Origin of the sequence: Nonomuraea fuscirosea (assembly GCF_035917475.1) — a bacterium.
GTDB classification, from domain to species: domain Bacteria; phylum Actinomycetota; class Actinomycetes; order Streptosporangiales; family Streptosporangiaceae; genus Nonomuraea; species Nonomuraea fuscirosea.
On the sequence record NZ_CP109074.1, the window covers coordinates 10,782,831 to 10,806,706 of the forward strand.

Genomic DNA, 23,876 nt, shown 5'->3' on the forward strand with positions numbered 1-23,876 from the left:
GGGTTGGTCGGCTGGATCGGTCAGTGCTGGTCTCCGATGACGCGGCCGGTGAAGGTGTCCACGTCCACGGCCGAGCGGGCCACGACCGTGCCGTCGCTGACGAGGGCGACGTGCAGCCGGCCGCTGCTCCACCCGTCCGGCAGCGCGGCGCGGACCTCGGCGGGGCCGCTGAGCAGGAACGGCTTGGCCTCCACCCAGGGCCCGTCCCCGGTGAAGGCGTCGAGACGGGTGAGGGTGGCGCCGAGCACGGGGGTCCAGGCGGTGCGCAGGTGCCCGCTGACCGGCTCGCTCCCGTGGTGCGAGACCCGGACCGGCACGCTCACCTCGCCCGACTCGCTGAGCAGGTCACGCCCCGGCGCCACAGGGACGACGTCGAGCACGAGCGTGGTCGTGGCGTTCACGTCGGCGGGGGCGACGCCGCCCAGGTCCTTGAGCCGGCGCTCGAAGTCCAGCAGCCCGGCCGACTCGTGCTCGATGTCGTACATCTCGGTGTAGACGTAGCCGGCCACGCGGTCGTGGCGGCGCAGCTCCTGGGTCTGCCAGCGCAGCTGCCAGCCCCGCTCGACGGAGGTGAAGCCGGTGCCGTACTCGCTGTTGAGGTTGGGCAGGCCGCGCAGCGTCTGCTCGGGCGTCCCGGCCAGCTTCTTGCGCACGACGAAGCCGGGGCCGAGCCCGACGGGGAAGTCGTCCTGGTCGCCGTTGAGCAGCGCGGCGACGGTCCGGCCCCAGGAGGCGGCGGACTCGTCGTAGTAGTGCCAGTCGAGCAGGTCGGTCTTGACGTGCGTCCAGCCGGAGTTCTCCACCGCGGGCCGGCTCGCGTCGATCGACTTGAGCAGGTCGTACGCCGCGGCCGCCGCCCGCTGCTTGGCCGGGTCGCCGGGGATGTCCCAGTCCAGGCCCCACTCCTCGTTGTACAGGCCCCAGATGACGATCGCGGGGGAGTTGCCGTCCCGCTCGACCATGGGCGCGACCTGCTCCTCGAACGCCGCCACCGAGTCGGCGGAGAAGCGGCCGGTCGCGGCCGGCTCGGCCCACACGAGCATGCCGAGCACGTCGGCGTGGTGGACGAAGCGCGGGTCCTCCAGCTTGAGGTGCTTGCGCACCAGGTTGTAGCCGGCCGCGGCGGCCAGTTCGATGTCCCGGCGCAGCGCGGCGTCGTCGGGCGCGGTGATGCCGGTGCGCGGCCAGTACCCCTGGTCGAGCACGCCGCGGACGAACAGGCGGGCGCCGTTGAGGTAGAGGTTCTCGCCGATCGCCTCGATCCGGCGCAGCCCGGTGTAGCCGCCGACGGTGTCGGTGCCGTCGGCCGAGGTGAGGGTGGCGTCCACGTGGTAGAGGTGCGGGTCCTCCGGCGACCACAGACGCGGCCCGGCCACCGGGATCACGGCCTTGACCTGGCCGTTCTCGACGTCCGCCGTGACGCTCGTGTCCGTGCCGCGCAGGCGCAGCACGAGCGTGGCCCGTGCCGTTCCCGCGACCTCGGCCTCGACCTCGATGGCGTCGAGCCCGGCAGCAGGACGCAGCCGCAGCGCCGCCAGGTACGTCGCCGGCCTGGCCTCCATCCAGACGCTCTGCCAGATGCCCGACGACGGGGTGAAGCAGACGCCGTCGAAGTCGTCGCGCGGAATGCTGCGCTGCTTGCCGTGCGCGATCTCCCGCTTGTCCAGCGGGGCGGAGACCCGGACCACGACCTGCTGCGGGCCCGTGCCGTCCAGCGCGTCGGTGACGTCGGCCTCGAACGGGGTGTAGCCGCCCCGGTGGGAGGCCACCTCGACGTCGTTCACGTAGACGGTCGCCTCGTGGTGCACGGCGCCGAAGTGCAGCACGATCCGCTGCCCGGCCCAGCCGGCCGGCACGGTGAAGGAGCGGCGGTACCAGGCCACGGGCAGCCAGTGGGCCTCGATGCCCGACGCGGGGGTCTCCCAGGCGAAGGGCACGGTGATGGTCCGGTCCCAGCCCGGCTCGGTGTCGGCCCGGAAGTCCCAGTCGCCGTTGAGGCTCGACCAGGTGTGCGACCGGTCGAAGTGGGGCCGGGGGTATTCCGCACGCGGCGACATAGTGCTCTCTTTCATGATCGGGGTCAGCCCTTGACGCTGCCCGCGAGGATGCCGTTGATGAAGTGGCGCTGCAGCAGGACGAAGATCACCAGCAGCGGCAGCATGGCGATGCTTCCGGCGGCCAGCAGTTCGCCCCAGACGGTGGCGAAGTCGGCGCCGATCCGGTTGCCGGTGACGTTCTGCGCCAGCGTGGACAGCACCACTTGGAGGGTCTGATGGGAGGTGTCGTTGACGGCGACGACCGGCCAGACGAAGTCGTTGTAGACGTTCATGGTGGTCAGCACCGCCAGCGCCGCCAGGCCCGGCCTGATGACGGGCAGCACGACCTTGGCGAAGATGCCGAACTCGCCGGCCCCGTCCACCCGTCCGGCGTCGATGAGCTCGTTCGGGATGGCGGCGATGGTCTGCCGCATCCAGAAGATGCTGAACGCGTCGATGCTGCCCGGCAGGATCAGCGCCTGGTAGGTGTTCACCCAGCCGAGCGCGCTCATCTCCAGCAGCAGCGGGATGATCAGCACCAGCGTCGGCAGCATCAGCGTGAGCAGCACCGTCCCGAACAGCAGGTTCTTGAACGGGAAGTCGTACTTGGCGAACGCGTAGCCGGCCAGCGGCGCGAAGAACATCGTCATCGCGCCCTTGACCAGCAGCACCAGCGCCGTGTTCGCGAAGCCGGTGCCGATCGGCACGTCGGCGAACATGGCCCGGTAGTTGCCCAGCGTCAGCTCGCCGATCGACAGCGGGCTCGTGATGATCTCCGCGGCGGGCTTGAACGAGGAGCTGAGCGCCCACCAGATCGGGTACAGGAACACGATCGCGAGCAGCGCCAGCACCGCGTACTGCGCGATGCCCGGTCTGGTGTTGTTCATGACACCTCGTCCTTCGGGCGCAGCAGCCTGACCGACACCAGCGACAGCCCGAAGACGAGCAGGACCAGCAGGAACGAGTTCGCGGCGCCGGTGCCGAGGTCGGAGGCGGTGATGTGGTTGTACAGGTAGAGCCCCGCGGTGGTGGTGGAGCCGTACGGGCCGCCCTGGGTGACCACGTACGGCTCGGCGAACATCTGGAAGACCGCCAGCGTCTGGATGACCACCAGGAAGGCCATGCTCCGCCGCACCAGCGGCACGGTGATCGACCAGAACTGGCGGGCGCGGGAGGCGCCGTCGAGCGCGGCGGCCTCGTACACGCCGCCGGGGACGGCCTGGAGGCCGGCCAGCAGGATGATGATCGCGAACCCGGTGGTCTTCCACAGGAACAGCAGCGCCAGCGTCGGCTTCGACCACGTCGTGGAGGTCAGCCAGGCCACGTCGGGCAGCCCCGCCAGGTTGAGCAGGTAGTTGATCAGGCCGTAGTCCTGGTCGAACACCACGATCCAGACCTGCGCCATGGCCACCAGCGGGGTCACGAACGGCGCGATGAACGCCACCCGGAAGAACCCGCGCAGCCGCAGCTTGGCGTTGGCCAGCAGCACGGCGCCGCCCAGCCCGGCCACGACCTGGAGCGGCACGATCAGCACCCACATGACGGCGCTGTTGCCGAGCGAGGCCCAGAAGTCCGGGCTGGTCAGCAGGTAGAGGTAGTTGTCGACGCCGACCCAGCGGGCCGCGCCCGCGCCGCGCCAGCGCATGAAGCTGAGCTGCAGGGCATAGATCAGCGGATAGATCCCGAACGCGGCGAAGACCACGAAGAACGGGGCGATGAACAGGTACGGCGAAAGCCGAGTTGACCTCATGAGCGGTCGATCAGGTTCCGCTGGATCTTCTCGGCCGACTCCGAGATCACTTGGTCGGGCGACATCTTGCCTTCCATCAGGCGCTGCATGTTGTTGCCGAGGTAGTCCACCGACTGGGCCCACCACCACGGGATCGGCGTGGCGGCCGGGATGGTGGCGCCGGCCTCGACGGCGACCTTCCACAGGTCCTGGCCGCCGAGCGCCTCGATGGGCTGGAACAGGGGCTTGGCCGGGTCGGCCGCCGGGGTGTAGCTGGGGATCGAGGTGGACAGGCCGCCGGGGTAGACGTCGTTGGGGCCGTACACGGCGGTGTAGCCGGGCTCCTTGAAGCACAGGAACTCGTACAGCAGCCAGGCCAGCTCGGGGTTCTTGGCCTTGGCCGGGATGACGAAGCTGCTGCCGCCCATGGCGCCGCTGCGCGCGCCGCCCGGCGTCCAGGCGGGCAGCGGCGCGGCGCGCCACTTGCCCTTGGTGGCCTTGAGCAGTTGCTGCGGCGCGAACGACCACCAGATCGCCCACGGCACGAACACCTGCCTGCCGTCGTCGAGCGACTTGACGTCGGCCGGCTCCAGGTAGGGGGCGTGGGTGACCAGGTCGTCCTTGACCGCCGTCTGGATCCAGGTGAAGATCCGCCGGTACTCCTCGGAGTCGAGGCGCAGTTTGCCCTGCGCGTCGGTGAGGCTCGTGCCCTGCTGTCCGGCCAGCATCTCCAGCCAGAGCTGGCTCAGGAACGGCGTCTTCTCCAGGTGGATGGGCCGGGTCTCGGGGTCCTTCTCCTTGACGGTCCTGGCCGCCGTGATGAGGTCGTCGTACGTGGCCAGGCTCGCGGGGTCGACCCCGGCGCTCTCCAGGATGTCCTCGCGGTACCACAGCAGGCCCGGGTCGAGGTCCCACGGGACGCCGTAGATCTTGCCGTCCACGGTGTTCACCGACAGCTTGTACGGCGAGGTCTGCTCCTTGTACGGCGCGATCAGGTCGGTCAGGTCGAAGAGGTGCTCGGCCTGCCCGCCGATCTTGGCGTCGTCCCAGAAGCTGCCGTCGGGCACGTCGGTGCCGCTGATGAGGGTGTTGGCGAGCTTGGCGTCGATGTCGACGGCCTGGTGGTTGACCTTGACGTTCGGGTAGGCCGCGCGGAACTTGGCGATGGCCGCGTCGAAGACCTTGAACAGGTCGCCGGAGCGGTTCCAGATGGTGATCTCGCCCTTGGCCGCCGAGGTGGACGCGCTCGGCGCGGCGAGCTTGCTGGGCTGGGTGGCCGTGCCGCCGGGGGCGCACGCGGCGAGGGAGCCGGTGGCGGCGAGCGCGCCGATGCCCAGGGCTCCCTGGAGAAACCCACGACGGCCAAGAGGGGGTGTGGACATGTGCGACTCCTCGCCGGACGGGAAATGGCGTTGTGAAGGCTCTGCAACGATGCAGACATCATGCATACTTGTCTGCAACGATGCAAGACCGGGCTTAGGATCTTCCCAAGCACGAGCGGTCGGAGGTATAGGAGACGCATGGCCGGTCCAACCCTGCGTGACGTCGCCAAGCGGGCGAACGTGTCCATCCGCACGGTGTCCAACGTGGTGAACGGTTACGCGCCGGTCTCCGACGAGCTGCGCGCCCGGGTGCAGGCGGTGCTCGACGAGCTCGACTACCGTCCCAACCTCATCGCCCGCAACCTCAAACAGGGGCGCACCGGGATGATCGCCCTCGTGGTGCCCGAGCTGGACGTGCCCTACTTCGCCGAGCTGGCCCGCGAGGTGATCACCGCCGCCAGGACGCGCGGTTACGTGGTCATGATCGACCAGACCGACGGCGACGGCGACAGGGAGCGCGAGCTGCTCGGCCGCGACTCGCGGGCCACCATGTTCGACGGTCTGGTGCTCAGCCCGCTGTCGGTCACCGCCGAGGAGCTGCGCGGCCGGGGCAACCGGGTCCCGATCGTGCTGCTCGGCGAGCACATCTTCAACGGCAGCTTCCCCCACGTGGCCATTGACAACGTGGCCGCCGCCCGCGACGCCACCGAGCACCTGCTCCGGCTCGGCCGCCGCCGGGTGGCCGCCATCGGCGACCAGCCGTACGCGACCGGCGAGACCGCCCAGCTCCGCACCGCCGGCTACCGGCAGGCCCACGCCAGGCACGGCCTGGAGGTGGACGAGGCACTGATCGTGCCCACCACGCACTTCCACCGGCGGCTGGGCGCCGAGGCCATGGAGCGGCTGCTGGCCATGCCCGATCCGCCGGACGCCGTCTTCTGCTACAACGACCTGCTCGCCCTCGGCGCGATCAGGGCGCTGATCAGAGCGGGCCGCCGCATCCCCGAGGACGTCGCCGTGGTGGGTCTCGACGACATCGAGGAGGGCCAGTACAGCACGCCCAGCCTGACCACGGTCGCCCCCGACAAGGGGGAGATCGCCCGCCGGGCGGTGGACACCCTGCTGGAGTCGATCCGCGGCGAAATGGGCGCACCACCCGAGATCGTGGTGCCGCACCGGCTGATCGTCAGAGAGAGCAGCGCGGGCGAGGTTCGGCCGTCGATCTGATCGGGAAGAGTGAGGGGATGCCCGTCGCTCGCCAAGGTGTCCTGCTCGGCGTGGCGGCCTATCTGCTCTGGGGCCTGTCGGCGCTCTACTGGCCGCTGGTACAGCCGACGGGCGCGATCGAGATCCTGGCCCTGCGCGTGCTCTGGTCACCCGTCGCGGTCGGGCTCCTGCTGGTGGCCACCGGCCGCACCGGGAAGGTGGCCGCCATCCTGCGCCGCCCCCGCGACCTGGGCATGCTCGCCCTGGCCGGCCTGCTCACCTCGGCCAACTGGGCGCTGTTCATCTGGGCCACGACCAACGGCCACGTGGTCGACGCCTCGCTCGGCTACTTCATCACCCCGCTGCTCAGCGTGGCGCTCGGCGTCGTGGTGCTGCGGGAGCGGCTGCGGGCCTGGCAGTGGGCGGCGATCGGCCTGGGGGCGCTCTCCGTCGGCCTGCTCACGGTCGAGTACGGCGGCCTCCCCTGGATCGCGCTCGGCCTGGCCGCCACGTTCGGCGGTTACGGCCTGATCAAGAAGCGGCTCGACGTCGGCGCGGCCGAGGGGCTCATGGTGGAGACCGCCGTGCTGTTCCCGTTCGCCCTGGCCTACACGATCTGGCTCCAGACCTCGGGCCAGGCCACGTTCGGCCACGTGTCGGTGGCCAACACGCTGCTCGGCGTCGGCTCGGGGTTCGTCATGATGGTGCCGATGCTGCTGTTCAACGCGGCGGCCACGCGGATCCCGCTCAGCCTGGTGGGCATGCTGCAGTTCATCGAGCCCGTCGTGCAGTTCCTCCTCGGGGTGCTGGTGTTCCGTGAGGTGATGCCGGCGGCCCGGTGGATGGCGTTCGCGCTGCTGTGGGCCGCGCTGGCGGTGCTCACCGGTGAGGGTCTCAGGAGACGGAGTCGGGCAGCTTCGGCTCGCCGATCTCCACCGCGCTCCGCTCGATCATCTCGAACTGCGTCATCAGCCGTTCGAGATCAGGGGGAGACACCGTGAAGGTGTCGTACACCGCCTCGCCCGCGGCGGTGTAGCTGAGCTCGTGGCCGCACGTGCCGTCCCACAGCCCGCTGATCACGCGCAGGGCGGGCGGCAGGCGCTCGGCCCGCACCTTGCGCACCTTCACGCCGGCGGCCAGCTGCTCGCGGGCCAGCGAGTCCAGCTCGGCCGTCCACTCCTTGTAGATGAACACCCGCCGGATCGTCACGCCCCTGGCCAGCGCGTCGAGCTGGGCCTGCCAGTATTGCCTGCCGACCGGCTCGTTCCACCAGTCGAGGTCCACCGAGGGGACGCTGGTGGCGCACATCGTGTGCTTCGTCTGGCCGATCAGGCGCTGGAAGACCGCGTTGTCGCCGTACGGGGTGCGGAAGTGGCCGCGCTCCAGGTCGGCGAGCGTGCGCAGGCAGTCCTCGAACGCGACCCGGCAGGCGTCCACGGCCGGGGTGCCGGCGTATTCGCGCTCGACGTGCTTGGCCGCGCGCAACATGGGGAGCATGAGGTCGGGCAGCCAGGGGATCTTCTCGATCGTGGCCACCATCTGCCCGACCTTCGTCTCGTGGTCCACCCGGCGCTTCTCCCTGAGCAGCGTCTGCACCTGTAACGTGATCACGCCGCCGATCAGCCCGGCGACCAGGGCCAGCCCCTGCGCGGTGTCCTCGCGCACGTAGAAGATCACACCGAGCAGGACCGACAGGGCGGTGCCGATGATCAGGACGGGGTCGAGGGCGAGCGGATGCGGCTTCTTGCCGGGCCTGGGCATGGAACTCCTGAGGGACGAGCACGACACGACCGGCGGCCCCCGCGTGAGGGACCCCGGGAGCCGTCGGTGGATGTACCCGCTTTCCCCCACGCCTGATCAAGCGCGGGCCGGCCGCCGCACGTTCCGCCGCTGAGAAGGCGGGCGCGGGCCGGCCGCGTCGCGTTCAGCCGAGGAGGAGCTTGGCGATGGCCACGACGCCGATGACCACGATCGCCGCGCGCAGGACCGAGGCGGGCAGCCTGCGGCCCAGCCGGGCGCCGAGGAAGCCGCCGGCCGTCGAGCCCAGGGCCACCAGCAGCACCGCGAGCCAGTCCACGTCGGCGACCAGGGCGTACAGGATGGCGGCCGCGCCGTTGACCACGACGACGAGCACGTTCTTGGCCGCGTTGACCCGCTGGAGCTCCTCGTCGATGAGGATGCCCATGAAGCCGATGAGCAGGATGCCCTGGCCGGCGCCGAAATAGCCGCCGTAGGCGCCCGCCCCCAGCGCGCCGAGCCACAACCACGGGCCGCCGTGCGCGCGCCGGGGCCGGGCGGCCAGCAGCCGGTTGAGCCGGGGCTGGATCACGACCAGCGTGCACGACAGCGCGATGAGCACGGTGATGATCACCGTGAACGTGGCCTCGGGCAGGTTGAGCAGCAGCAGACCGCCGGTCAGTGCGCCGGCCAGGGAGGCGGGGGCGAGCCGGAGCAGCCGATCGCGCTGGCCCTTGAGCTCGGTCCGGTAGCCGATGACACCGCTCAGCCCGCCCGGGACCAGGCCGATGTTGTTGGAGACGTTGGCGGTGATCGGCGGCAGGCCCACCGCGAGCAGCGTGGGGAAGGTGATCAGCGATCCCGAGCCGACCACGGTGTTGATGGCTCCGCCCGCGAGGCCGGCCACGAGCACCGCGACCATTTCCCAGGGTGTCATGTCTGGGCACTTTAGATCATCATCTTATAGAATAAGATGATTTATCCCGTTATGTGAGATATATCGCTCCCACGCTCAGCCGGAGCGCCCGCCGGTGGCCGGGCGGAGGAGCGCCCGCTTGAGGATCTTGCCGGTCGGGCTCATCGGCAGCTCGTCCACGAACGACAGCCGGCGCGGATACTTGTACGCCGCCACCCGCTCCCGGACGAAGTCGCGCAGCTCCTCCCCGGTCACCGGCGCGCGCAGGGCCACCACGGCCTCGATCTCCTCGCCCAGCCCCGCGTGCGGCACGCCGATCACCGCGGCCTGCCGTACCGCCGGATGCTCGTAGAGCACCTCCTCCACCTCGCGCGGATAGACCGTGTAGCCGCCTCTGATGATCACGTCGCGGCGCCGGTCCACCAGGAAGAAGTAGCCGTCCTCGTCCACCCGGCCCAGGTCGCCGGTGTGGAACCAGCCGTCCTGGACGGCCTCGGCGGTGGCCTCGGGGTCGTTCCAGTAGCCCTTCATCACGTTCGGGCCGCGTACCACGATCTCGCCGATCGCGCCGGCGGGCAGCTCGCGGCCGTCCTCGCCGACCACCTTCATCTCGACGTCCCTGATGGGCCAGCCGATCGAGCCGGGCCTGCGGTGCCGGCCGCCCCGGTTGGTCGCGGCGACAGGGGAGGTCTCGCTGAGCCCGTACCCCTCGATGATCTCGCAGCCGAGCCTGGCCTCGTACGCGCGCAGCACATCCAGCGGCAGCGCAGCCCCGCCCGACGCGCAGACCCGCAACATCGACAGGTCGGAGGCGCCGGGATGGTCGAGCAGCGCGATGAACATGGTCGGCACGCCCTGGAAGACCGTCACCCCGTCGCGCCTGACCACCTCCAGCGCCCGGCCCGCCTCGAAGCGGCGCAGCAGCGTCAGCCGCGCGCCCGCGTGCACGGTCGCGTTCAGCGAGCAGGTCTGGCCGAACGTGTGGTGGAGCGGCAGCGCGCCCAGCACCACGTCGTCCACGCCGAGCGCGTGCATGCGGGCCACGGTCGCGGCGTTGCCGCCCAGGTTGGCGTGGGTCAGCTCGATGCCCTTCGGCCGGCCGGTGGTGCCCGAGGTGTAGTGGATCACCGCGGTGGCGTCCGCCGCCATGGAGGCGATCTCGCGCTCGGCCGCCACGCCCCGCAGCAGCCGCCGGAACTCGCCCGGCACCACGAAGAAGCAGTCCGCCTTCGTGCCCGCCGAGCCCGCCTCCGCCGTCTCCGCGAACGCGTGCCAGGCGATCAGCAGCGTGGCTCCGCAGTCGCCCAGGTAGGCGGAGATCTCCCGGCGTTTGAGCAGCGGGTCCAGCGGCACCACCACGGCCCCGAGCCGCAGCACCCCGTAGTAGACGACGCCGAACTCGGGCACGTTCGGCAACATGATCGCGACCCGGTCGCCGGGGCCGATCCCGCGGCACCGCAGCAGCCCGGCGAGCCGCGCGCTCAGCTCCTCCAGCGCGCCGTAGGTCAGCTCCGCCTCGTCCAGCGTGAGCACCGCTCTGCCGCCCAGCCGGTCGGCGGCGGCGTGGAGCCGGTCAGCGAGGTTCATGGAAAGAAGGTACGTCCGCTCTCCCGCGCCCCTCATTGGTCGTGGTGCCCAGTCTTTCCCGCCCGGTATTGGTGGGAAGTGTGTCCTGGAGGGCTATGGCGACCAGTAGTTCGACCAGATCGTTGATCGAGCGCAGGCTGCGCCCGGTGCGCTCCTGGATCCGCCGCAGCCGGTATTGCGCGGTGTTGGGATGGATCTGCAGCCGCTCGGCCGCCATCCGCAGGTTCAGGTCCGCCTCGGCGAACGCCCTGATCGTGGCGGTCAGCACGCCGCCGCGGGCCCGGTCCTCCGACAGCAGCGCGGTGATGCGCGCGTCCACCAGGTTGCGCGCCGTGTCGTCGGCCTTGAGCGCCAGATACTGGAACGGCGTGATCCTGGGCAGCGCCGCCACCCCGCCCTCCTCGGGCAGGAAGTCGAGCGCGGCCCTGGCCTCCTGGTAGGCCTGCGGGAGCTGCGCGGCGCCCGCCGCCACGGTGCTGACACCCATGGCCAGCCTGATGCCCTCGGCGGTCAGGCCGCGCAGCACGCCCTGCAGCCGGTCGCACAACTCCTCCGCGCCATGAGGGGAGCCGAGCACGGGGATGGCCACGATTTCCGACTGGCGCACGACCGACAGCGTGCGCACGCCGTTCCCGCCGGTCCTGGCGATGGCCGCGCACGCCGCGTGCAGCGCGTCGGCGCCCTGGTCGGGGCCGCTCGGCACCGGGGCGGCCGGCCCGGCGAGCACCGCGATCACCACCAGCAGCGGCGTGCGGGCGTCCGGCCCCAGGCCGTGCGCCTGCGCCGCGGCCAGCTCCCTGCCCCGGGTGGGCAGGCCGCCGGCCAGCAGGGTCTCCAGCAGGTCGCGGCTCTCCCGCACGGCCTCCGCCGCCGCGTACTGCTGGAACTCCATGTACGCGTTCGCCGCGTGCGTGCTGGCGAAGTCGCAGTACCGCATCAGCGGCGCGGCCAGCGACAGGGCCGCCTCGCGCCCCGCGTACGTGTGCCCGGCCCGTTCGACCACGGATTCCCAGAACACCTGCTGCCCGACCCTGAAGGCGTTGATGTAGTCGGCCAGCGCCACCCCGGCCCTGGCCCGGCGCATGGCGGCGCGCCGGGTGAAGGAGATGTCCTCGAAGGTGACCGTCCGCTCCTCCAGCAGCACGCCCAGCTTGGCCCGGTAGTGCTTGACCACCTGGTCGCGCACGTCGGTGCGGAAGGTCGCGTCCTGCGCCGCGTAGGCGGGGATCTCCTCCAGCATGGTGGCCAGGGCGACAACCGCCAGCTCGGGAAGGTCGCTCAGCAGCTCGGACAGGATTCGGGTGCGTTCCGCGCGGACGGCGGCTGCCACGGTGCTCGAACCGGTGGACATGCCGGGATGATCCATGCCCATGGCCGGGCGGTCAACGGGTCGTAACCGGTCCGAGACCCTCCCTGTGCTCAGCGGACAACTTGCCGGAAACATCTTGGGTCACCGTGCCCAATGCGGCTCCTGACGAGCGGCTCCTACGCTGAGCGCAACTTCAGAACATTGTTCTCCAGGAGGCCGGATGCTGGAGGTGCATGATCTTACCGTTCGCTTCGGCGGCATCACCGCGCTGGACGGCGTGGGGTTCGAGGTGGCGGCCGGCGAGATGGTGGGACTCATCGGGCCGAACGGCGCCGGCAAGACCACCCTGTTCAACTGCCTGACCCGGCGCTACGACGCCGACTCCGGCACCATCGCGTACGAGGGCCGTGACCTCACCGCCATGGCCCCGTACGCCATCGCCCCGCTCGGCATCGCCAGGACGTTCCAGAACCTGGGCCTGTTCCCGCGCCTGTCGGTGCGCGACAACGTGCTGGTCGGCGCGCATCACCGGGGCCGCGCCGGCTTCCTGTCGGCCGGGCTGCGGCTGCCGGGCGTGCGCCGCGAGGAACGCGAGCTGCGCGCCGACGCGGACGCGGTGCTGGAGCGGCTGGGACTGACCGAGGTGGCCGGCCATCCGGCGACTGGGCTGCCGTTCGGCACCCTCAAACGGGTGGAGCTGGCCCGCGCGCTCATCGGCCGGCCCCGCCTGCTCCTCCTCGACGAGCCGGTGAACGGCCTGAACGCGGCCGAGGTGGAGGAGTTCGCGGGCACGCTCGGCGCGATCCGTTCCGAGCACGACCTGACCGTGATCGTGGTCGAGCACCACATGGGGTTCGTCATGGGGATCTGCGAGCGCATCGTCTGCCTGGACTTCGGCCGCAAGATCGCCGAGGGCCCGCCGGAGGAGGTCCAGCGCGACCCCGCGGTGATCGAGGCGTACCTGGGGACGGCGGCATGAGCGACCTCGTGGTGGCGGACCTGGTCGCCGGCTACGGGGACGCGCGGGTGCTGCACGGCGTGAGCTTCACCGTCCGCGAGGGCGAGGTCTGCGCCATCCTCGGCCCCAACGGCGCCGGCAAGACGACCCTGCTGCGCGCCCTGTCGGGGGTGGTCAGGGCCCGGGGCACGGTCACGCTCGGCGGCACCACGCTGGCAGGCCGCTCACCCGACACGATCGCCAGGCACGGCGTCGCCCACGTGCCCGAGGGCCGGGGCACGTTCATGCCGCTGACCGTCGAGGAGAACCTGCGCCTCGGCGCGTACGTCCGGCGTGGCGGAGCGGAGGTCGAGGAGGACCTCGGCCGCATCTACACCTACTTCCCGGTCCTGAAGACCCGGCTCAAGCAGGCGGCGGGCAGCCTGAGCGGCGGCGAGCAGCAGATGCTCGCCCTCGGCCGTGCCCTCATGCTGCGCCCCCGGCTGCTGTTGCTCGACGAGCCGTCGCTGGGCCTGGCCCCGCTGGTCACCCGGGAGCTGTTCCGCATCGTCCAGGCCATCAACGCAGAGGAGCGGACCACCGTGGTCGTCGTCGAGCAGAACGCCCATCTCGCCCTCGGCATCGCCCAGCAGGCGCACGTCCTGGAGACCGGGCGCATCGTGCTGTCCGGCACGGCCGCGGAGATCAGGGCCGACGAGCAGGTCGCGCAGTCCTACCTCGGGTACCGGGTGTAGCGCGATGGCCGGATTCGTGCAGCAGGTCGTCGAGGGGCTCGGCGCGGGCGCCATCTACGCCAGCCTGGCGCTGGCCCTGGTGCTGATCTACCAGTTCACCGGCATCGTCAACTTCGCCCAGGGCGAGCTGGCCATGTTCTCCACCTACATCGCCTGGCAGTGCGTGGCGGCGGGACTGCCGTTCTGGCTGGCCCTGGTGCTGACGCTGGCGGTGTCGTTCGCCGGCGGCATGCTCATCGAACGGGTGATCATCCGGCCGGTCGAGGGCGCTCCCGAGCTCACCATCGTGATCGTCACCGTCGGCCTGTTCATCTTCGTCAACGCGGCGGCCGGGTGGATCTGGACGTTCCTCATCAAGGACTTCCCCAACCCCTTCCCCGGCGGCGCGCTGGAGGCGGCCGGGGTCAGCGTGAGCTTCTCCACGCTCGGCGTGCTCGGCGTGGTCGCGGCGGTCATGGGGCTGCTCTACCTGCTCTTCCAGCACACCAAGATCGGGCTCGGGATGCGCGCCGTGGCCACCAACCCGGCCTCGGCGCGGCTGGTCGGCATCCGCGTCGGCCGGACGCTGGCGCTCGGCTGGGGCCTGGCCGCCACCGTGGGCGCGGTGTCGGGGGTGCTCGTCGCGCCGCTGCTGTTCCTGGAGCCGAACATGATGGGCGGCGTCCTCATCTACGCGTTCGCGGCGGCCACGCTCGGCGGGTTCGACAGCCCGCTCGGGGCGGTCGCCGGCGGGCTCATCGTGGGCGTCGCGGAGACGCTCGCCGGGGCGTACGTCGGCGTCATCGGATCCGACCTCAAGGTGGGGGTGCCGCTGGTGATCATTCTCGGTGTCCTGCTGCTGCGGCCGCAGGGGCTGTTCGGCCGAGCGGTGGTGGAGCGGGCATGAGCGCCACCAAGGTCGTCACCGAGCCGGCTCCCGTGCGCGAGCGGCGCCCGCCCGACCCCAGATGGCGGTGGGCCGGGCTGGCCCTGCTGCTCGCCGCCGCCGTCTACGCGCCCTTCCAGCTCGTGCCCTTCCACGTCTTCCAGCTCACGATGGTGCTGGTGTACGCGGTGGCGCTGCTCGGGCTCAACCTGCTCGTCGGGCACGCCGGGCAGATCTCGCTCGGGCACGGCGCGTTCTTCGCCGTGGGGGCGTACTCGGGGGCCATCCTGCTCGACCGCTGGGATTTGCCGTACCCACTGACCCTGCCCGTGGCGGCGGGGGTGGCGTTCGTGCTGGGGCTGGCGCTCGGCGTGCCCGCGATGCGGCTGCGCGGCCTGTACCTGGCGCTCGTGACGCTGGCCATCGCGATCTTCCTCGTGCCGCTGCTCAAGCGGTTCGAGGCGGTGACCGGCGGCTCCATGGGGCTGACGCTGGCCAAGCCCGCGCCGCCCGCCTGGAGCGGCCTGGCCGAGGACCAGTGGCTGTACTTCCTCACCCTGATCGTCGCCGTGGCCGCGTTCCTGCTGGCCGCCGGGCTGCTGCGCTCGCGCGTGGGCCGGGCGCTGCACGCGCTCAGGGACAACGAGACGGCGGCCGAGGTGATGGGCGTGCGGCTGTCGTTCTACAAGACGCTCGCGTTCGCCTGGAGCGCCATGTTCGCCGGTGCGGCGGGCTGTGTCTACACGTGGGTGATCGGCTTCGTCTCGCCTGACTCGTTCACCGTGAACCTGTCGATCACCCTGCTGGCCGGGCTGGTCGTCGGCGGGCTCGGCTCGCTGTCGGGGCCGGTGCTGGGCGGGCTGTTCGTCATGTTCGTGCCGAGCATCTCGCAGGACGTCAACGACGCCGCGCCCGGCGTCATCTTCGGCCTGCTGATCATCGTGGTGATGTACGTGGCCCCGACGGGGCTGGCCGGCCTGGCAGCGCGCCTGGCTGGGCGCTTGGTCAAGAAGATTCCCCGGAAGGAGTAAGAGGTATGCGAGTAACCGCGATCGGCTGCACGGCGTTGCTCCTGCTTGCCGTCGCCGCCTGCGGGGGACGGGACGGCGGCGGTGCCACCACCGGAGGCACGGCCGCGTCGGGCCAGTGTGCTGGACAGCAGACCACCGGCATCACCGACAAGAGCATCAAACTGGGCGGCATCTACCCGCTGTCCGGCCCCGCCTCCGCGTACGGCGACATCCCCAAGGGCATCAAGGCGTACTTCGACTACGTCAACGCCGAGAAGAACGGCATCGGCGGGCGCAAGGTCGAGTTCGTCGTCCGCGACGACGGCTACCAGCCGCCCAAGGCCGTCGAGGAGGCCCGCAGGCTGGTGGAGCAGGAGCAGGTCTTCGCCCTGTTCCAGACGCTCGGCACCCCCTCGACCTCCGCGACCTGGGACTACACCAACCAGCGCAAGGTCCCGCAGATCTTCGTGGCCACCGGCGCCTCCAAGTGGGGCTCCGACACCGCGCATCCGTGGACCATCGGCTGGCAGCCCAACTACATCTCCGAGGCTCGCGTCTACGCGGCCTACCTGAAGAAGGAGAAGCCCGAGGCCAAGGTCGCCGTCCTGTACCAGAACGACGACTTCGGCAAGGACCTGCTCGGCGGCTTCAAGCGGGCGATCGAGGGCTCGCAGGTCAAGGTGGTGGCCGAGCAGAGCTACGAGGTCACCGACCCGAGCGTCGACCCGCAGATGCGCAATCTGGCCGAGTCGAAGGCGGAGGTCCTCCTCAACGTCACCACGCCCAAGTTCGGCTCGCAGGCGCTCGCGGCCGACGCCAAGAACACCAAGTGGAACCCGCTGCACATCGTCAACAACGTCGCCGCCTCGATCACCGTGCTGAAGCCGGTCGGGTTCCCGAACGTGCAGGGCGTCGTGTCGTCCACGTACTACAAGGACCCGAACGACCCGACGTGGGCGAGCGACGCCGAGATGACGCTCTACAAGCAGAAGATGCGGCAGTATGCGCCGGGGGCCGACCCCAACGTGCCGTACCACACGTTCGGCTGGGCCGTGGCGAGCAGTTTCCACAAGGCCATGGAGGCGGCCGCGTGCCCGACCCGTGAGGGGCTGCGTGACTCCGTACGCAACCTCAAGGGGGTCCAGGTGGACATGCTGCTGCCCGGGGTCACGCTCGACACGGCGCAGGGCGACGGGTTCCCGATCGAGTCGATGCAGCTCATGACGTTCAAGGGAGAGCGGTGGGAGCTGTTCGGCGACGTGATCGACACCCGCAAGGAGTTCGGCCCGCTGACCGGCTGATCTCCTACGGCTTGATGGTGCCGGCTCGGACCAGCCAGTCGACCGCCTCGCGGATGGCCTCCAGGGAGGTGTGGCGGGGCCGGTGCCCGAGCATCCGCTCGGCCTTGGCCATGCTGCAGTGGGGGCTGTGCGCGATGTGGTCGTAGGTCACCTGCGCGTCGTGCTCGGACACCGTCTCCCGCCACCGCTCCCACGGCAGGTACGCCAGCCTGGCCGGCCTGCCGAACCAGCCCGCCACCGCCTCGGCGTAGCCGCGCAGCGTCAGGGCGGTGGTGGCGACGGAGTGGAAGCTCTCGCCGACGGCGGCCGAGCGGGCGGCCATGGCGTCCATGAACAAACGCGCCACGTCGTCGGCGTGCACGTGCTGGACGGTCTCCATGCCCAGGTTGGGCAGCGTGACCTCGGCGCCCTCGGCGAGCGCCTGGAACACGCCGGGATCGACGTTGCCCGCCGGGTTGACCGGCACCCAGCCGGGCCCGGTGATGTGGCCGGGGTGGATGATCGTGGCCGGGAACCCGTCACGCTGGGCCCGGTCGAGCAGGAACGCCTCGATGGCGGCCTTCTGGACGCCGTACTCGCCGAACGGCTCCCGCCTGGCGTCCTCGGTGGTCGGCACCTGCGCGCTCGGGCCGTGCACCCAGACCGTGCCGCAGTGCAGGAAGTGGCGCACCCGCCCGCTGAGCGCGTCGGCCATCGCGCGGGCGCTGCTCTCCGTGAAGCAGATCAGGTCGATCACCACGTCGGCGTCGAGCTCGGCGATCCGCCGCCCGAACGTGCCCTCGGCCTCCTCGGCCTGGCGGTCGGCGGTGACGGTGGCGACCTGCTGCCAGGCGCCGTGGGGGCTGTAGGGCTCGCGCTGCCCCCGGCTGACGTTGACCACCTCGTGGCCGGCGGCGACGAGCCGGGGGATGAGGTAGGTGCCGATGTGTCCGCTGCCGCCAATCACCACTACGCGCATGCGAACAGCGTAGACCTCAGGACAGAACGGACGTCAGGCCCATGCTCGGCGCGACCCCCGTGCGCGTGAGCGTGAGGTCGGTCGGGGAACCCGAGCGTCACCCGCGATCCCCGGTCAGGCGTGTCCGAGCGCCATCCGCGAGCCGCCGGTCAGGCGTGTCCGAGCGCCATCCGCAGTGCGCCCGAGGGGTGGCCGGCGCGCCAGGCCACGTGCTGGTCGGGGCGGACCAGGGCGAGCGGCTCGCCGGGCAGGTCCACCACGCGCAGCGGCACGCCCAGCTCCCGCGCCTCCGCCGCCAGCACGTCCGCGCCCGGCGCGCCGCGGTCGCCGACGAGGCTGAACACGGGGCCGAGCCGGTCGTACAGGGACTCGCCCGGCGTGAGCCAGCGGTGCGGCAGGCGCTCGCCGCAGCCGGGCGCGACGATCGGGGAGCCCGCGTAGGTGTAGCCGAGCACCAGGTCCAGGCTGTGGAACTCCCTGTCCTTGGTCCTGCGCACCGCCTCCGCCACGGCCGGCCGCACCCGCTCGAACTCCTCGTCGGGGCCCATCAGCGCCGGATCGGCCAGCTCTGGGGCGAGGGTGGACATGTTCGCGGCGGCGGTCTCGATCGTGTCGGCGGCGATGGGGCGGCGCTCCCTCTCGTACGTGGCCAGCAGCGCCTCCGGCGCCCACCCGCGCAGTACGGCGGCCAGCTTCCAGCCGAGGTTGACCGCGTCCCCGATGCCGGTGTTGAAGCCGTGCCCGCCGTAGGGCGGGTTCTGGTGCGCCGCGTCACCGGCCAGGAACACGCGCCGGCTGGCGTACCGGTCGGCCAGCAGCATCCGGGCGGTCCACGGGTCGGTGGCCAGGATCTCCACCTCGATGTCGGCCCCGGCCAGGTTCCGCACCAGCCGGACGGGGTCGGCGTCCTGCTCCCGCACCCCCTGCGCGATGCACCACCAGGTCTCCTTCAGGTCCAGGCGGCCGACCATGCCGGGCTGCTCCGGGTTCAGCACCCAGTAGTGCACGGCGGGGCCGTGCGGCATGCGTTCGGCCAGGCCGGGGGCGCGGAAGACGATGTTGTAGTTGGGCCTGGCGTCCTGGCGGCCCTCGTACCGGGAGCCGATCGCCGCCCTGGTCACGCTGCGCGGGCCGTCGCAGCCGACCACGTACCGGGCGCGTACCTCCTGCTCGGCGCCGTCCGGCGACGCGATCCGCACCGTCACCCCGTCGGCGTCCTCGCGCAGGCCGGTCACCCGCCGGCCGGTCAGCAGCGCGTCACCGACCGCCTCGCGCAGCACCTCCTCGACCAGCGGCTGCGGCGCCTGCTGGCCGGACTCGGCGGCCAGGTCGGAGCCGACCAGGTCGAGGCCGAAACAGCCGCCGATCCTGGTGATCTCCCGGCCGAGCAGGCTGTCCACGAACACCGCCTGGTCCGACCACGACACCGCCAGCGGCGCCCGCGCCCGCAGCGTCTCCGCCAGCCCCCACCTGCGCAGCAGCTCCATCGAGCGGGCGGAGGTGGTCTTCGCGCGGGGGCGCAGCCATGACACCTGCTCGCGCGGCTCGACGACCAGGCATTCGACGCCCTGGTACGCCAGCTCGACGGCGGTGGCCAGGCCGACGGGCCCGCCTCCGGCCACCAGCACCGGTACGGAGTCGGGCACGTGCCGAACCAGGTCCATGGATGTCCTATTCGTCAGGATGATGAGAGGTATATTCCTGACGCCGTACGGCCCGCGTCAATGCGGCCATGATTCTGGTACGACCGCACAACGATTGAAGATCGCAACTAGAGGACCCGGGTCCCGATCAGTAGCGTGCTAGCAAAAACCGGGACCATCCAGGGGACTGCATGAGCGAGACCTCGACGATGCCGCTGCACATGCGGCGGGTGGAGTTCGATCCGGCGCCGGAGCTGGCGGCCGCGCGCGACGAGGAGCGGGTCAAGAGGGTACAGACGGCATTCGGAACCGACGCCTGGCTGGTGACGCGGTACGCGGACGTACGCGAGGTGCTGGGCGACGCCGAGCGGTTCAAGGTCGCCCCGCAGACCATCGCGCGGCTGCCGGGAGCGCCGCCGATGACGGAGGAGCAGCTCGCCAAGGTGCGCGCGGGCAACCTGCTCGGCCTCGACCCGCCCGAGCACACCCGGCTGCGCCGGATGCTGACGCCCGAGTTCACCATCCGCCGCATGCGCCGCCTCGAACCGCGCATCGACGCCATCGTCAACGACCACCTCGACGCCATGGAGGCCGCCGGGTCGCCCGCCGACCTGGTGCCGGCGTTCGCGCTGCCGATCCCGGCGCTGGTGATCTGCGAGCTGCTCGGGGTGCCGTACGAGGACCGGGAAGACTTCCAGCGACGGACGAACCGGATGCTCGACATGAGCGTGCCGGGCGAGGAGCGGATGATGCTCCAGTTCCAGCAGCGCTCATACATGGAGGGGCTGGTCGCCCGCATCCAGCAGGACCCGGGTGAGGAACTGCTGGGCATGCTCGTCCGCGAGCACGGCGACGACCTGTCGACCGACGAGCTGGTCGGGATCGGCGGGCTGCTGCTGTTCGCCGGGCACGAGACCACCTCCAACATGCTCTCCCTGGGCACGCTCGCCCTGCTGCGCCACCCCGAGCAGCTCGACCTGCTCAGGAAGGAGCCGGAGCGGATCGACGCCACGGTCGAGGAGCTGCTGCGCTGGCTCAGCATCGTCAACTCGGGCACCACCAAGGTCGCGACCGCCGACACGGAGATCGGCGGGCAGCCGATCGCGGAGGGTGACCTGGTCCTCGTCTCCCTGCCCGCCGCCAACCGGGACAAGGGGCTCATCCCCGACGCGGACACGTTCGACCTCACCCGCGGCGCCCCCGGCCACGTCGCCTTCGGCCACGGCGTGCACCACTGCCTGGGCGCCCCGCTGGCCCGCATGGAGCTGCGCACCGCGCTGCCCGCCCTGCTCCGCCGCTTCCCCGGGCTGCGCACCACGGACAACACCCCGCAGTTCCGCACGTCCAGCATCGTGTACGGCATGGCCTCCCTGGAGGTGGCCTGGTGACGCGGACGCTTCGGCGGGCCCGCACTTAGCGGCGGCACTTCGGGGAACACTGTCAATGTAGGCACGCGGCTCTTAGCGGAGACGGCGATGACAGGCGAAGACGGCCGGCAGCCGACGGTGTCCAGGCGGGACCGGCCCCGGGCCCGGGAGCTCAGTGCACGGGAGCGCGACGAGCAGGGCGGCACGCGCGACCGTGCCGCCACCGAACGCGACGAGGCGGCGCGGCGGCGCGACCTGCGGGCCACCGCCAGGGACGAGGAGGCGCTGCCGCGCGTCCGGCGGCTGGAGCGGCTCCGCCAGGAGAACGACGAGCACGACCGCCGGGTGCACGACCTGCTCTGGGAGGCCGAGCGCCGCGACCGCGCGGCCGAGGAACGCGATCGGGCCGCCGCCGACCGGCACCGGGCGCAGGCCGAGCGGGGCGAGGGCACCGACGAGCTCTGGCGGCTGCTGGCCCTGGACCGTGACTCGGCGGCGGCCGACCGGGAGCGGAACCGGCTCGACCGCGCCGCGATCCGCGCCGAACTGGCCGCCCTGCGCGACGACCGGGTCCAGCTCGAACGCGAGCAGGGACAGGAGCGGCGCGTCGCCGCGCTGGATCGCTCGTCGAGCGCGGACGACCGCCGGGCCAGCGCCCGCGACCGGCAGGACGGCGCCCACGACCGCCACGCCAGCCTGCTCGACCGCCTCGCCAGCGCCCGCGACCGCCGCTACGCCCGCCTGTACCGGTTCCGGACACGGGAGGCCCGGCCGGATTACGCCGGCTACTACGTCAGATGGACCTTCAGCCACGCGCGGACCGACAGAACCCCCTGGCCGGAGCCCCGCTGACCGTGGCAGGCGGGGCCCTACGCGGCCGGGCGCAGGGTGTAGCCGACGCCGCGGACGGTGTGGATCATCGGCTCGCGCCGGGCGTCGATCTTTCTGCGCAGGTACGAGATGTACAGCTCGACCACGTTGGCCCGGCCGCCGAAGTCGTAGGACCAGACCCGGTCGAGGATGTGCGCCTTGCTGAGCACCCGGCCGGGGCTGCGCATCAGCAGGCGCAGCAGCTCGTACTCGGTGGGCGAGAGCCGGATGTCCACGCCGTCCCGCCGCGCCCGCCGGGTCCGCTGGTCAAGGGTGAGGTCCCCGACGACGAGCCGGAGAGCGGGCGGGCGGCGCAGCAGGCCGTGCAGCCGGAGGACGACCTCCTCCGCGGTGAACGGTTTCGTCACGTAGTCGCCGGCCCCCGCGCGCAGCCCGGCCAGCCCCTCGGCCAGGCGGTCCGTCGTGGTCAGGTACAGGACGGGCACGCCGGGCAGCCTGACGTCGGCCGCGCCGGGCATGGTGGCGTCGAGCACGACCGCGTCGGGGCGCGCGCACCGGGCCGCGCGGGCGGCCGCGCCGCCGTCGTACGCGCCGCGGACCCGCCACGACGCCTGCCGCGCCAGCGTGGAGCGGAGCCTCGTCAGTGCGGGCTCGCCGGCAACGACGAGGATGTCGGCGGCACCGCCGCCGGGCCGGCGCACGGGCTGGGCGGAAACGTTCGCGCTGGACGTGTGCATGCTCGTGACGATGACGCCCTTGCATGAGCGTTCGATGAACGTCGCTTAGTAATCCGCTGTGAACCGCGACCGGCACCCTCCGCGCCTTCATGACGGGCCGCCCGGCGGGCTTTACTCGGAACAATCCACCCCTAGAGTAATCGAATCACTACCCAACGTTACGATGGCGAAGTTCGCTCATCTATCACTCCAGGGGGCTGGAAAATGACTGACGAGACCCGGGCCGGCAAGGTCGGGACCGACACGGCCGAGGAGTCGGCGCTCGACGGTGAGGCCGTTCTGCTGCACTCTCAGGACGACCCGGTGGCCTCCGCCGCGGTCGACGCGGCCGTCGAGACGGAGCTGCTCGACGACGCCCCCGCCCGTCAGGTGGCCGACGCCAGGCGGGAGAGCGAGCGGCAGATCGCCGCGCTCACCCCCAAGGACCAGGAGCGGGTGCAGCGGATCCAGCGTGAGCTGCGCACGATGGGCGCCGACGTCTGGCCGGTGGCCAGGTGGTGGGGTTACGAGATCCACCTGAACGAGTCGGCCGCGCTGCTGGCCGCCGAGCTGCCGCAGCTCATCGGCGAGAGCGCGGGCACCGTGATCGGCTCCTGGCTGGCGCCGATCGTCGAGCGTTCCGTGCGGGCCAGGTCGGAGTGGATCGCCTCGATCGCCCGCCCGTACGGGGTCCGGCTCGTCTCGCCGTGGACCGCGCCCGGCATGCTCGTACCGGCCCGCCAGGACGGCAGGCCCGCCGGTGAGGCCGGCCTGCGCTGGGCGGTGCACGAGCCCGGCGAGGGATGGAGCCGCGATCAGCGCTTCGTCGACCACTTCGGCGGGTCGAGCCCCGCCCTGGCCCAGTTCCAGGACCGGCTCTTCCTGGCGCACCGCGGCAAGGCGGGCGACTCCAACCTGTGGTGGACGGTCTACGACGCCGAGCAGGGCTGGAGCGACGACGAGCGCTTCCCCCGGCACCTCAGCGCCGCGGCCCCGGCGCTGGCCGCGTACGACGGGCAGCTGTTCTGCGTGCACAGGGGCGCCGGTGCGGACGAGTCGCTGTGGTGGACCCGCTGGGACGGGGCGAGCTGGAGCGACGACGAGCGATTCCCGCAGCACTTCAGCCGGACGGCTCCGGCGCTGGCGGCGTACGACGGGCAGCTGTTCTGCGTGCACAGAGGCGCGGGCGCGGACGAGGCGCTGTGGTGGACCCGCTGGGACGGCTCCCGCTGGAGCCAGGACCAGCGGCTGCCCGGCCACTCCTCGCGCTCGAACCCGGCGCTGGCCACCTACCGCGGCCATCTCTACTGCGTGCACCGCGGCGCCGGCGGGGACACGGCGCTGTGGTGGACCCGCTGGGACGGCGGCAAGTGGAGCGCCGACCAGAAGCTGCCCGCGCACCACACCACCGAGGGCCCGGCCCTGACCGTCTACAAGGACCGGCTCTACTGCGTGCACCGCGGCGCCTCCGACCAGAGCCTGTGGTGGAGCAGCTTCAACGGCTCCGGCTGGCTCCCCGACGAGCGGCTGCCCGACCACCACAGCGCCGAGGGCCCGGCCGTCATCGCCTACCGCGACAAGAACGCCACCCGCGACCAGCTCCTGTGCGTGCACCGCGGCGTGCGCTGAACGCCGAGTGCCGGCTCGCGCG

Annotated in this window: 21 protein-coding genes; 10 read left to right on the top strand and 11 right to left on the bottom strand. The window is 71.6% G+C overall.

The features are described 5' to 3' along the window. Positions 1-20 precede the first annotated feature (20 nt). The 4 genes from OIE67_RS49665 to OIE67_RS49680 are packed head-to-tail and all read right to left on the bottom strand — an operon-like array spanning position 21 to position 5,147. Positions 21-2,057, bottom strand: coding sequence for a glycoside hydrolase family 2 protein (locus tag OIE67_RS49665; RefSeq protein ID WP_326633783.1), 2,037 nt, complete (start codon positions 2,055-2,057; stop codon positions 21-23). Positions 2,058-2,080: 23 nt separating this feature from the next. After that, the gene (locus OIE67_RS49670; protein ID WP_326633786.1) at positions 2,081-2,923 is read right to left on the bottom strand and encodes a carbohydrate ABC transporter permease; all 843 of its coding nucleotides are present in this window, start codon (positions 2,921-2,923) and stop codon (positions 2,081-2,083) included. Then, positions 2,920-3,786: a carbohydrate ABC transporter permease gene (locus tag OIE67_RS49675; RefSeq protein WP_326633788.1), complete on the bottom strand. Its 867-nt coding sequence runs from the start codon at positions 3,784-3,786 to the stop codon at positions 2,920-2,922. The genes OIE67_RS49670 and OIE67_RS49675 overlap by 4 nt, the downstream gene beginning before the upstream one ends. Continuing rightward, positions 3,783-5,147, bottom strand: coding sequence for an ABC transporter substrate-binding protein (locus OIE67_RS49680; protein ID WP_326633790.1), 1,365 nt, complete (start codon positions 5,145-5,147; stop codon positions 3,783-3,785). Before OIE67_RS49680 ends, OIE67_RS49675 begins: the two co-directional genes overlap by 4 nt. Positions 5,148-5,285: 138 nt before the next feature. Here OIE67_RS49680 and OIE67_RS49685 point away from each other — a divergent pair, with 138 nt between their 5' ends. Together OIE67_RS49685 and rarD are read left to right on the top strand one after the other, a co-directional pair. Continuing rightward, entirely contained in the window at positions 5,286-6,314 is a 1,029-nt protein-coding gene (locus OIE67_RS49685) for a LacI family DNA-binding transcriptional regulator (RefSeq protein ID WP_106241230.1), read from the top strand. A gap of 17 nt (positions 6,315-6,331) precedes the next feature. Next, on the top strand, positions 6,332-7,294 hold the full coding sequence (rarD, locus tag OIE67_RS49690; protein ID WP_326633793.1) for an EamA family transporter RarD: 963 nt from the start codon (positions 6,332-6,334) through the stop codon (positions 7,292-7,294). On the opposite strand, the gene OIE67_RS49695 is transcribed toward rarD, so the two are convergent. The 4 genes from OIE67_RS49695 to OIE67_RS49710 all read right to left on the bottom strand — a co-directional run bounded on the left by OIE67_RS49695 (position 7,188) and on the right by OIE67_RS49710 (position 11,884). Further along, complete coding sequence (locus OIE67_RS49695) at positions 7,188-8,054, bottom strand: hypothetical protein (protein ID WP_326633795.1); 867 nt, start codon at positions 8,052-8,054, stop codon at positions 7,188-7,190. The two genes, rarD and OIE67_RS49695, sit on opposite strands and share 107 nt — an antisense overlap. A 163-nt stretch (positions 8,055-8,217) precedes the next feature. Then, complete coding sequence (locus OIE67_RS49700; protein ID WP_326633797.1) at positions 8,218-8,967, bottom strand: sulfite exporter TauE/SafE family protein; 750 nt, start codon at positions 8,965-8,967, stop codon at positions 8,218-8,220. A gap of 75 nt (positions 8,968-9,042) precedes the next feature. Further along, entirely contained in the window at positions 9,043-10,533 is a 1,491-nt protein-coding gene (locus OIE67_RS49705) for a long-chain-fatty-acid--CoA ligase (RefSeq protein WP_326633798.1), read from the bottom strand. Continuing rightward, positions 10,520-11,884, bottom strand: a complete 1,365-nt coding sequence (locus tag OIE67_RS49710) for a PucR family transcriptional regulator (protein WP_326633799.1) — start codon at positions 11,882-11,884, stop codon at positions 10,520-10,522. Before OIE67_RS49710 ends, OIE67_RS49705 begins: the two co-directional genes overlap by 14 nt. Before the next feature lie 178 nt (positions 11,885-12,062). Between OIE67_RS49710 and OIE67_RS49715 the strand changes: the two genes are divergently transcribed. The 5 genes from OIE67_RS49715 to OIE67_RS49735 are packed head-to-tail and all read left to right on the top strand — an operon-like array spanning position 12,063 to position 16,710. After that, complete coding sequence (locus tag OIE67_RS49715) at positions 12,063-12,821, top strand: ABC transporter ATP-binding protein (protein WP_326633801.1); 759 nt, start codon at positions 12,063-12,065, stop codon at positions 12,819-12,821. Continuing rightward, positions 12,818-13,534 (top strand): ABC transporter ATP-binding protein, encoded by a 717-nt coding sequence (locus OIE67_RS49720; protein ID WP_326633804.1) that lies wholly within the window; start codon positions 12,818-12,820, stop codon positions 13,532-13,534. The genes OIE67_RS49715 and OIE67_RS49720 overlap by 4 nt, the downstream gene beginning before the upstream one ends. 4 nt (positions 13,535-13,538) lie before the next feature. Beyond that, positions 13,539-14,420 (top strand): branched-chain amino acid ABC transporter permease, encoded by an 882-nt coding sequence (locus tag OIE67_RS49725; RefSeq protein ID WP_106241247.1) that lies wholly within the window; start codon positions 13,539-13,541, stop codon positions 14,418-14,420. Further along, positions 14,417-15,430, top strand: a complete 1,014-nt coding sequence (locus tag OIE67_RS49730; RefSeq protein ID WP_326633806.1) for a branched-chain amino acid ABC transporter permease — start codon at positions 14,417-14,419, stop codon at positions 15,428-15,430. Before OIE67_RS49725 ends, OIE67_RS49730 begins: the two co-directional genes overlap by 4 nt. Before the next feature lie 5 nt (positions 15,431-15,435). Further along, a complete protein-coding gene (locus tag OIE67_RS49735; protein WP_326633807.1) occupies positions 15,436-16,710 on the top strand; it encodes an ABC transporter substrate-binding protein in 1,275 nt (424 codons plus the stop codon). 4 nt (positions 16,711-16,714) lie between these two features. Here OIE67_RS49735 and OIE67_RS49740 read toward each other — a convergent pair whose 3' ends face one another. Continuing rightward, on the bottom strand, positions 16,715-17,668 hold the full coding sequence (locus OIE67_RS49740; RefSeq protein ID WP_326633809.1) for an NAD-dependent epimerase/dehydratase family protein: 954 nt from the start codon (positions 17,666-17,668) through the stop codon (positions 16,715-16,717). Positions 17,669-17,817: 149 nt separating this feature from the next. Next, positions 17,818-19,332 (bottom strand): FAD-dependent monooxygenase, encoded by a 1,515-nt coding sequence (locus tag OIE67_RS49745; RefSeq protein ID WP_326633811.1) that lies wholly within the window; start codon positions 19,330-19,332, stop codon positions 17,818-17,820. A 170-nt stretch (positions 19,333-19,502) separates the two neighbouring features. Between OIE67_RS49745 and OIE67_RS49750 the strand changes: the two genes are divergently transcribed. Continuing rightward, complete coding sequence (locus tag OIE67_RS49750; RefSeq protein ID WP_326633813.1) at positions 19,503-20,699, top strand: cytochrome P450; 1,197 nt, start codon at positions 19,503-19,505, stop codon at positions 20,697-20,699. 87 nt (positions 20,700-20,786) lie between these two features. Then, entirely contained in the window at positions 20,787-21,530 is a 744-nt protein-coding gene (locus tag OIE67_RS49755) for a hypothetical protein (RefSeq protein WP_326633815.1), read from the top strand. Positions 21,531-21,547: 17 nt separating this feature from the next. Here OIE67_RS49755 and OIE67_RS49760 read toward each other — a convergent pair whose 3' ends face one another. Next, positions 21,548-22,246 (bottom strand): response regulator transcription factor, encoded by a 699-nt coding sequence (locus tag OIE67_RS49760; protein ID WP_326633817.1) that lies wholly within the window; start codon positions 22,244-22,246, stop codon positions 21,548-21,550. A gap of 204 nt (positions 22,247-22,450) precedes the next feature. Here OIE67_RS49760 and OIE67_RS49765 point away from each other — a divergent pair, with 204 nt between their 5' ends. Next, positions 22,451-23,854 (top strand): hypothetical protein, encoded by a 1,404-nt coding sequence (locus tag OIE67_RS49765; RefSeq protein ID WP_326633819.1) that lies wholly within the window; start codon positions 22,451-22,453, stop codon positions 23,852-23,854. Positions 23,855-23,876 lie beyond the last annotated feature (22 nt).

Coding starts and splice junctions, on each gene's coding strand:
- OIE67_RS49675 (WP_326633788.1), bottom strand. CDS start 3,786: ATGAGGTCAACTCGGCTTTCGCCGTACCTGTTCATCGCCCCGTTCTTC.
- OIE67_RS49740 (WP_326633809.1), bottom strand. CDS start 17,668: ATGCGCGTAGTGGTGATTGGCGGCAGCGGACACATCGGCACCTACCTC.
- OIE67_RS49730 (WP_326633806.1), top strand. CDS start 14,417: ATGAGCGCCACCAAGGTCGTCACCGAGCCGGCTCCCGTGCGCGAGCGG.
- rarD (WP_326633793.1), top strand. CDS start 6,332: ATGCCCGTCGCTCGCCAAGGTGTCCTGCTCGGCGTGGCGGCCTATCTG.
- OIE67_RS49715 (WP_326633801.1), top strand. CDS start 12,063: ATGCTGGAGGTGCATGATCTTACCGTTCGCTTCGGCGGCATCACCGCG.
- OIE67_RS49725 (WP_106241247.1), top strand. CDS start 13,539: ATGGCCGGATTCGTGCAGCAGGTCGTCGAGGGGCTCGGCGCGGGCGCC.
- OIE67_RS49685 (WP_106241230.1), top strand. CDS start 5,286: ATGGCCGGTCCAACCCTGCGTGACGTCGCCAAGCGGGCGAACGTGTCC.
- OIE67_RS49720 (WP_326633804.1), top strand. CDS start 12,818: ATGAGCGACCTCGTGGTGGCGGACCTGGTCGCCGGCTACGGGGACGCG.
- OIE67_RS49705 (WP_326633798.1), bottom strand. CDS start 10,533: ATGAACCTCGCTGACCGGCTCCACGCCGCCGCCGACCGGCTGGGCGGC.
- OIE67_RS49750 (WP_326633813.1), top strand. CDS start 19,503: ATGAGCGAGACCTCGACGATGCCGCTGCACATGCGGCGGGTGGAGTTC.
- OIE67_RS49700 (WP_326633797.1), bottom strand. CDS start 8,967: ATGACACCCTGGGAAATGGTCGCGGTGCTCGTGGCCGGCCTCGCGGGC.
- OIE67_RS49755 (WP_326633815.1), top strand. CDS start 20,787: ATGACAGGCGAAGACGGCCGGCAGCCGACGGTGTCCAGGCGGGACCGG.
- OIE67_RS49665 (WP_326633783.1), bottom strand. CDS start 2,057: ATGTCGCCGCGTGCGGAATACCCCCGGCCCCACTTCGACCGGTCGCAC.
- OIE67_RS49760 (WP_326633817.1), bottom strand. CDS start 22,246: ATGCACACGTCCAGCGCGAACGTTTCCGCCCAGCCCGTGCGCCGGCCC.
- OIE67_RS49765 (WP_326633819.1), top strand. CDS start 22,451: ATGACTGACGAGACCCGGGCCGGCAAGGTCGGGACCGACACGGCCGAG.
- OIE67_RS49695 (WP_326633795.1), bottom strand. CDS start 8,054: ATGCCCAGGCCCGGCAAGAAGCCGCATCCGCTCGCCCTCGACCCCGTC.
- OIE67_RS49670 (WP_326633786.1), bottom strand. CDS start 2,923: ATGAACAACACCAGACCGGGCATCGCGCAGTACGCGGTGCTGGCGCTG.
- OIE67_RS49745 (WP_326633811.1), bottom strand. CDS start 19,332: ATGGACCTGGTTCGGCACGTGCCCGACTCCGTACCGGTGCTGGTGGCC.
- OIE67_RS49710 (WP_326633799.1), bottom strand. CDS start 11,884: ATGTCCACCGGTTCGAGCACCGTGGCAGCCGCCGTCCGCGCGGAACGC.
- OIE67_RS49680 (WP_326633790.1), bottom strand. CDS start 5,147: ATGTCCACACCCCCTCTTGGCCGTCGTGGGTTTCTCCAGGGAGCCCTG.
- OIE67_RS49735 (WP_326633807.1), top strand. CDS start 15,436: ATGCGAGTAACCGCGATCGGCTGCACGGCGTTGCTCCTGCTTGCCGTC.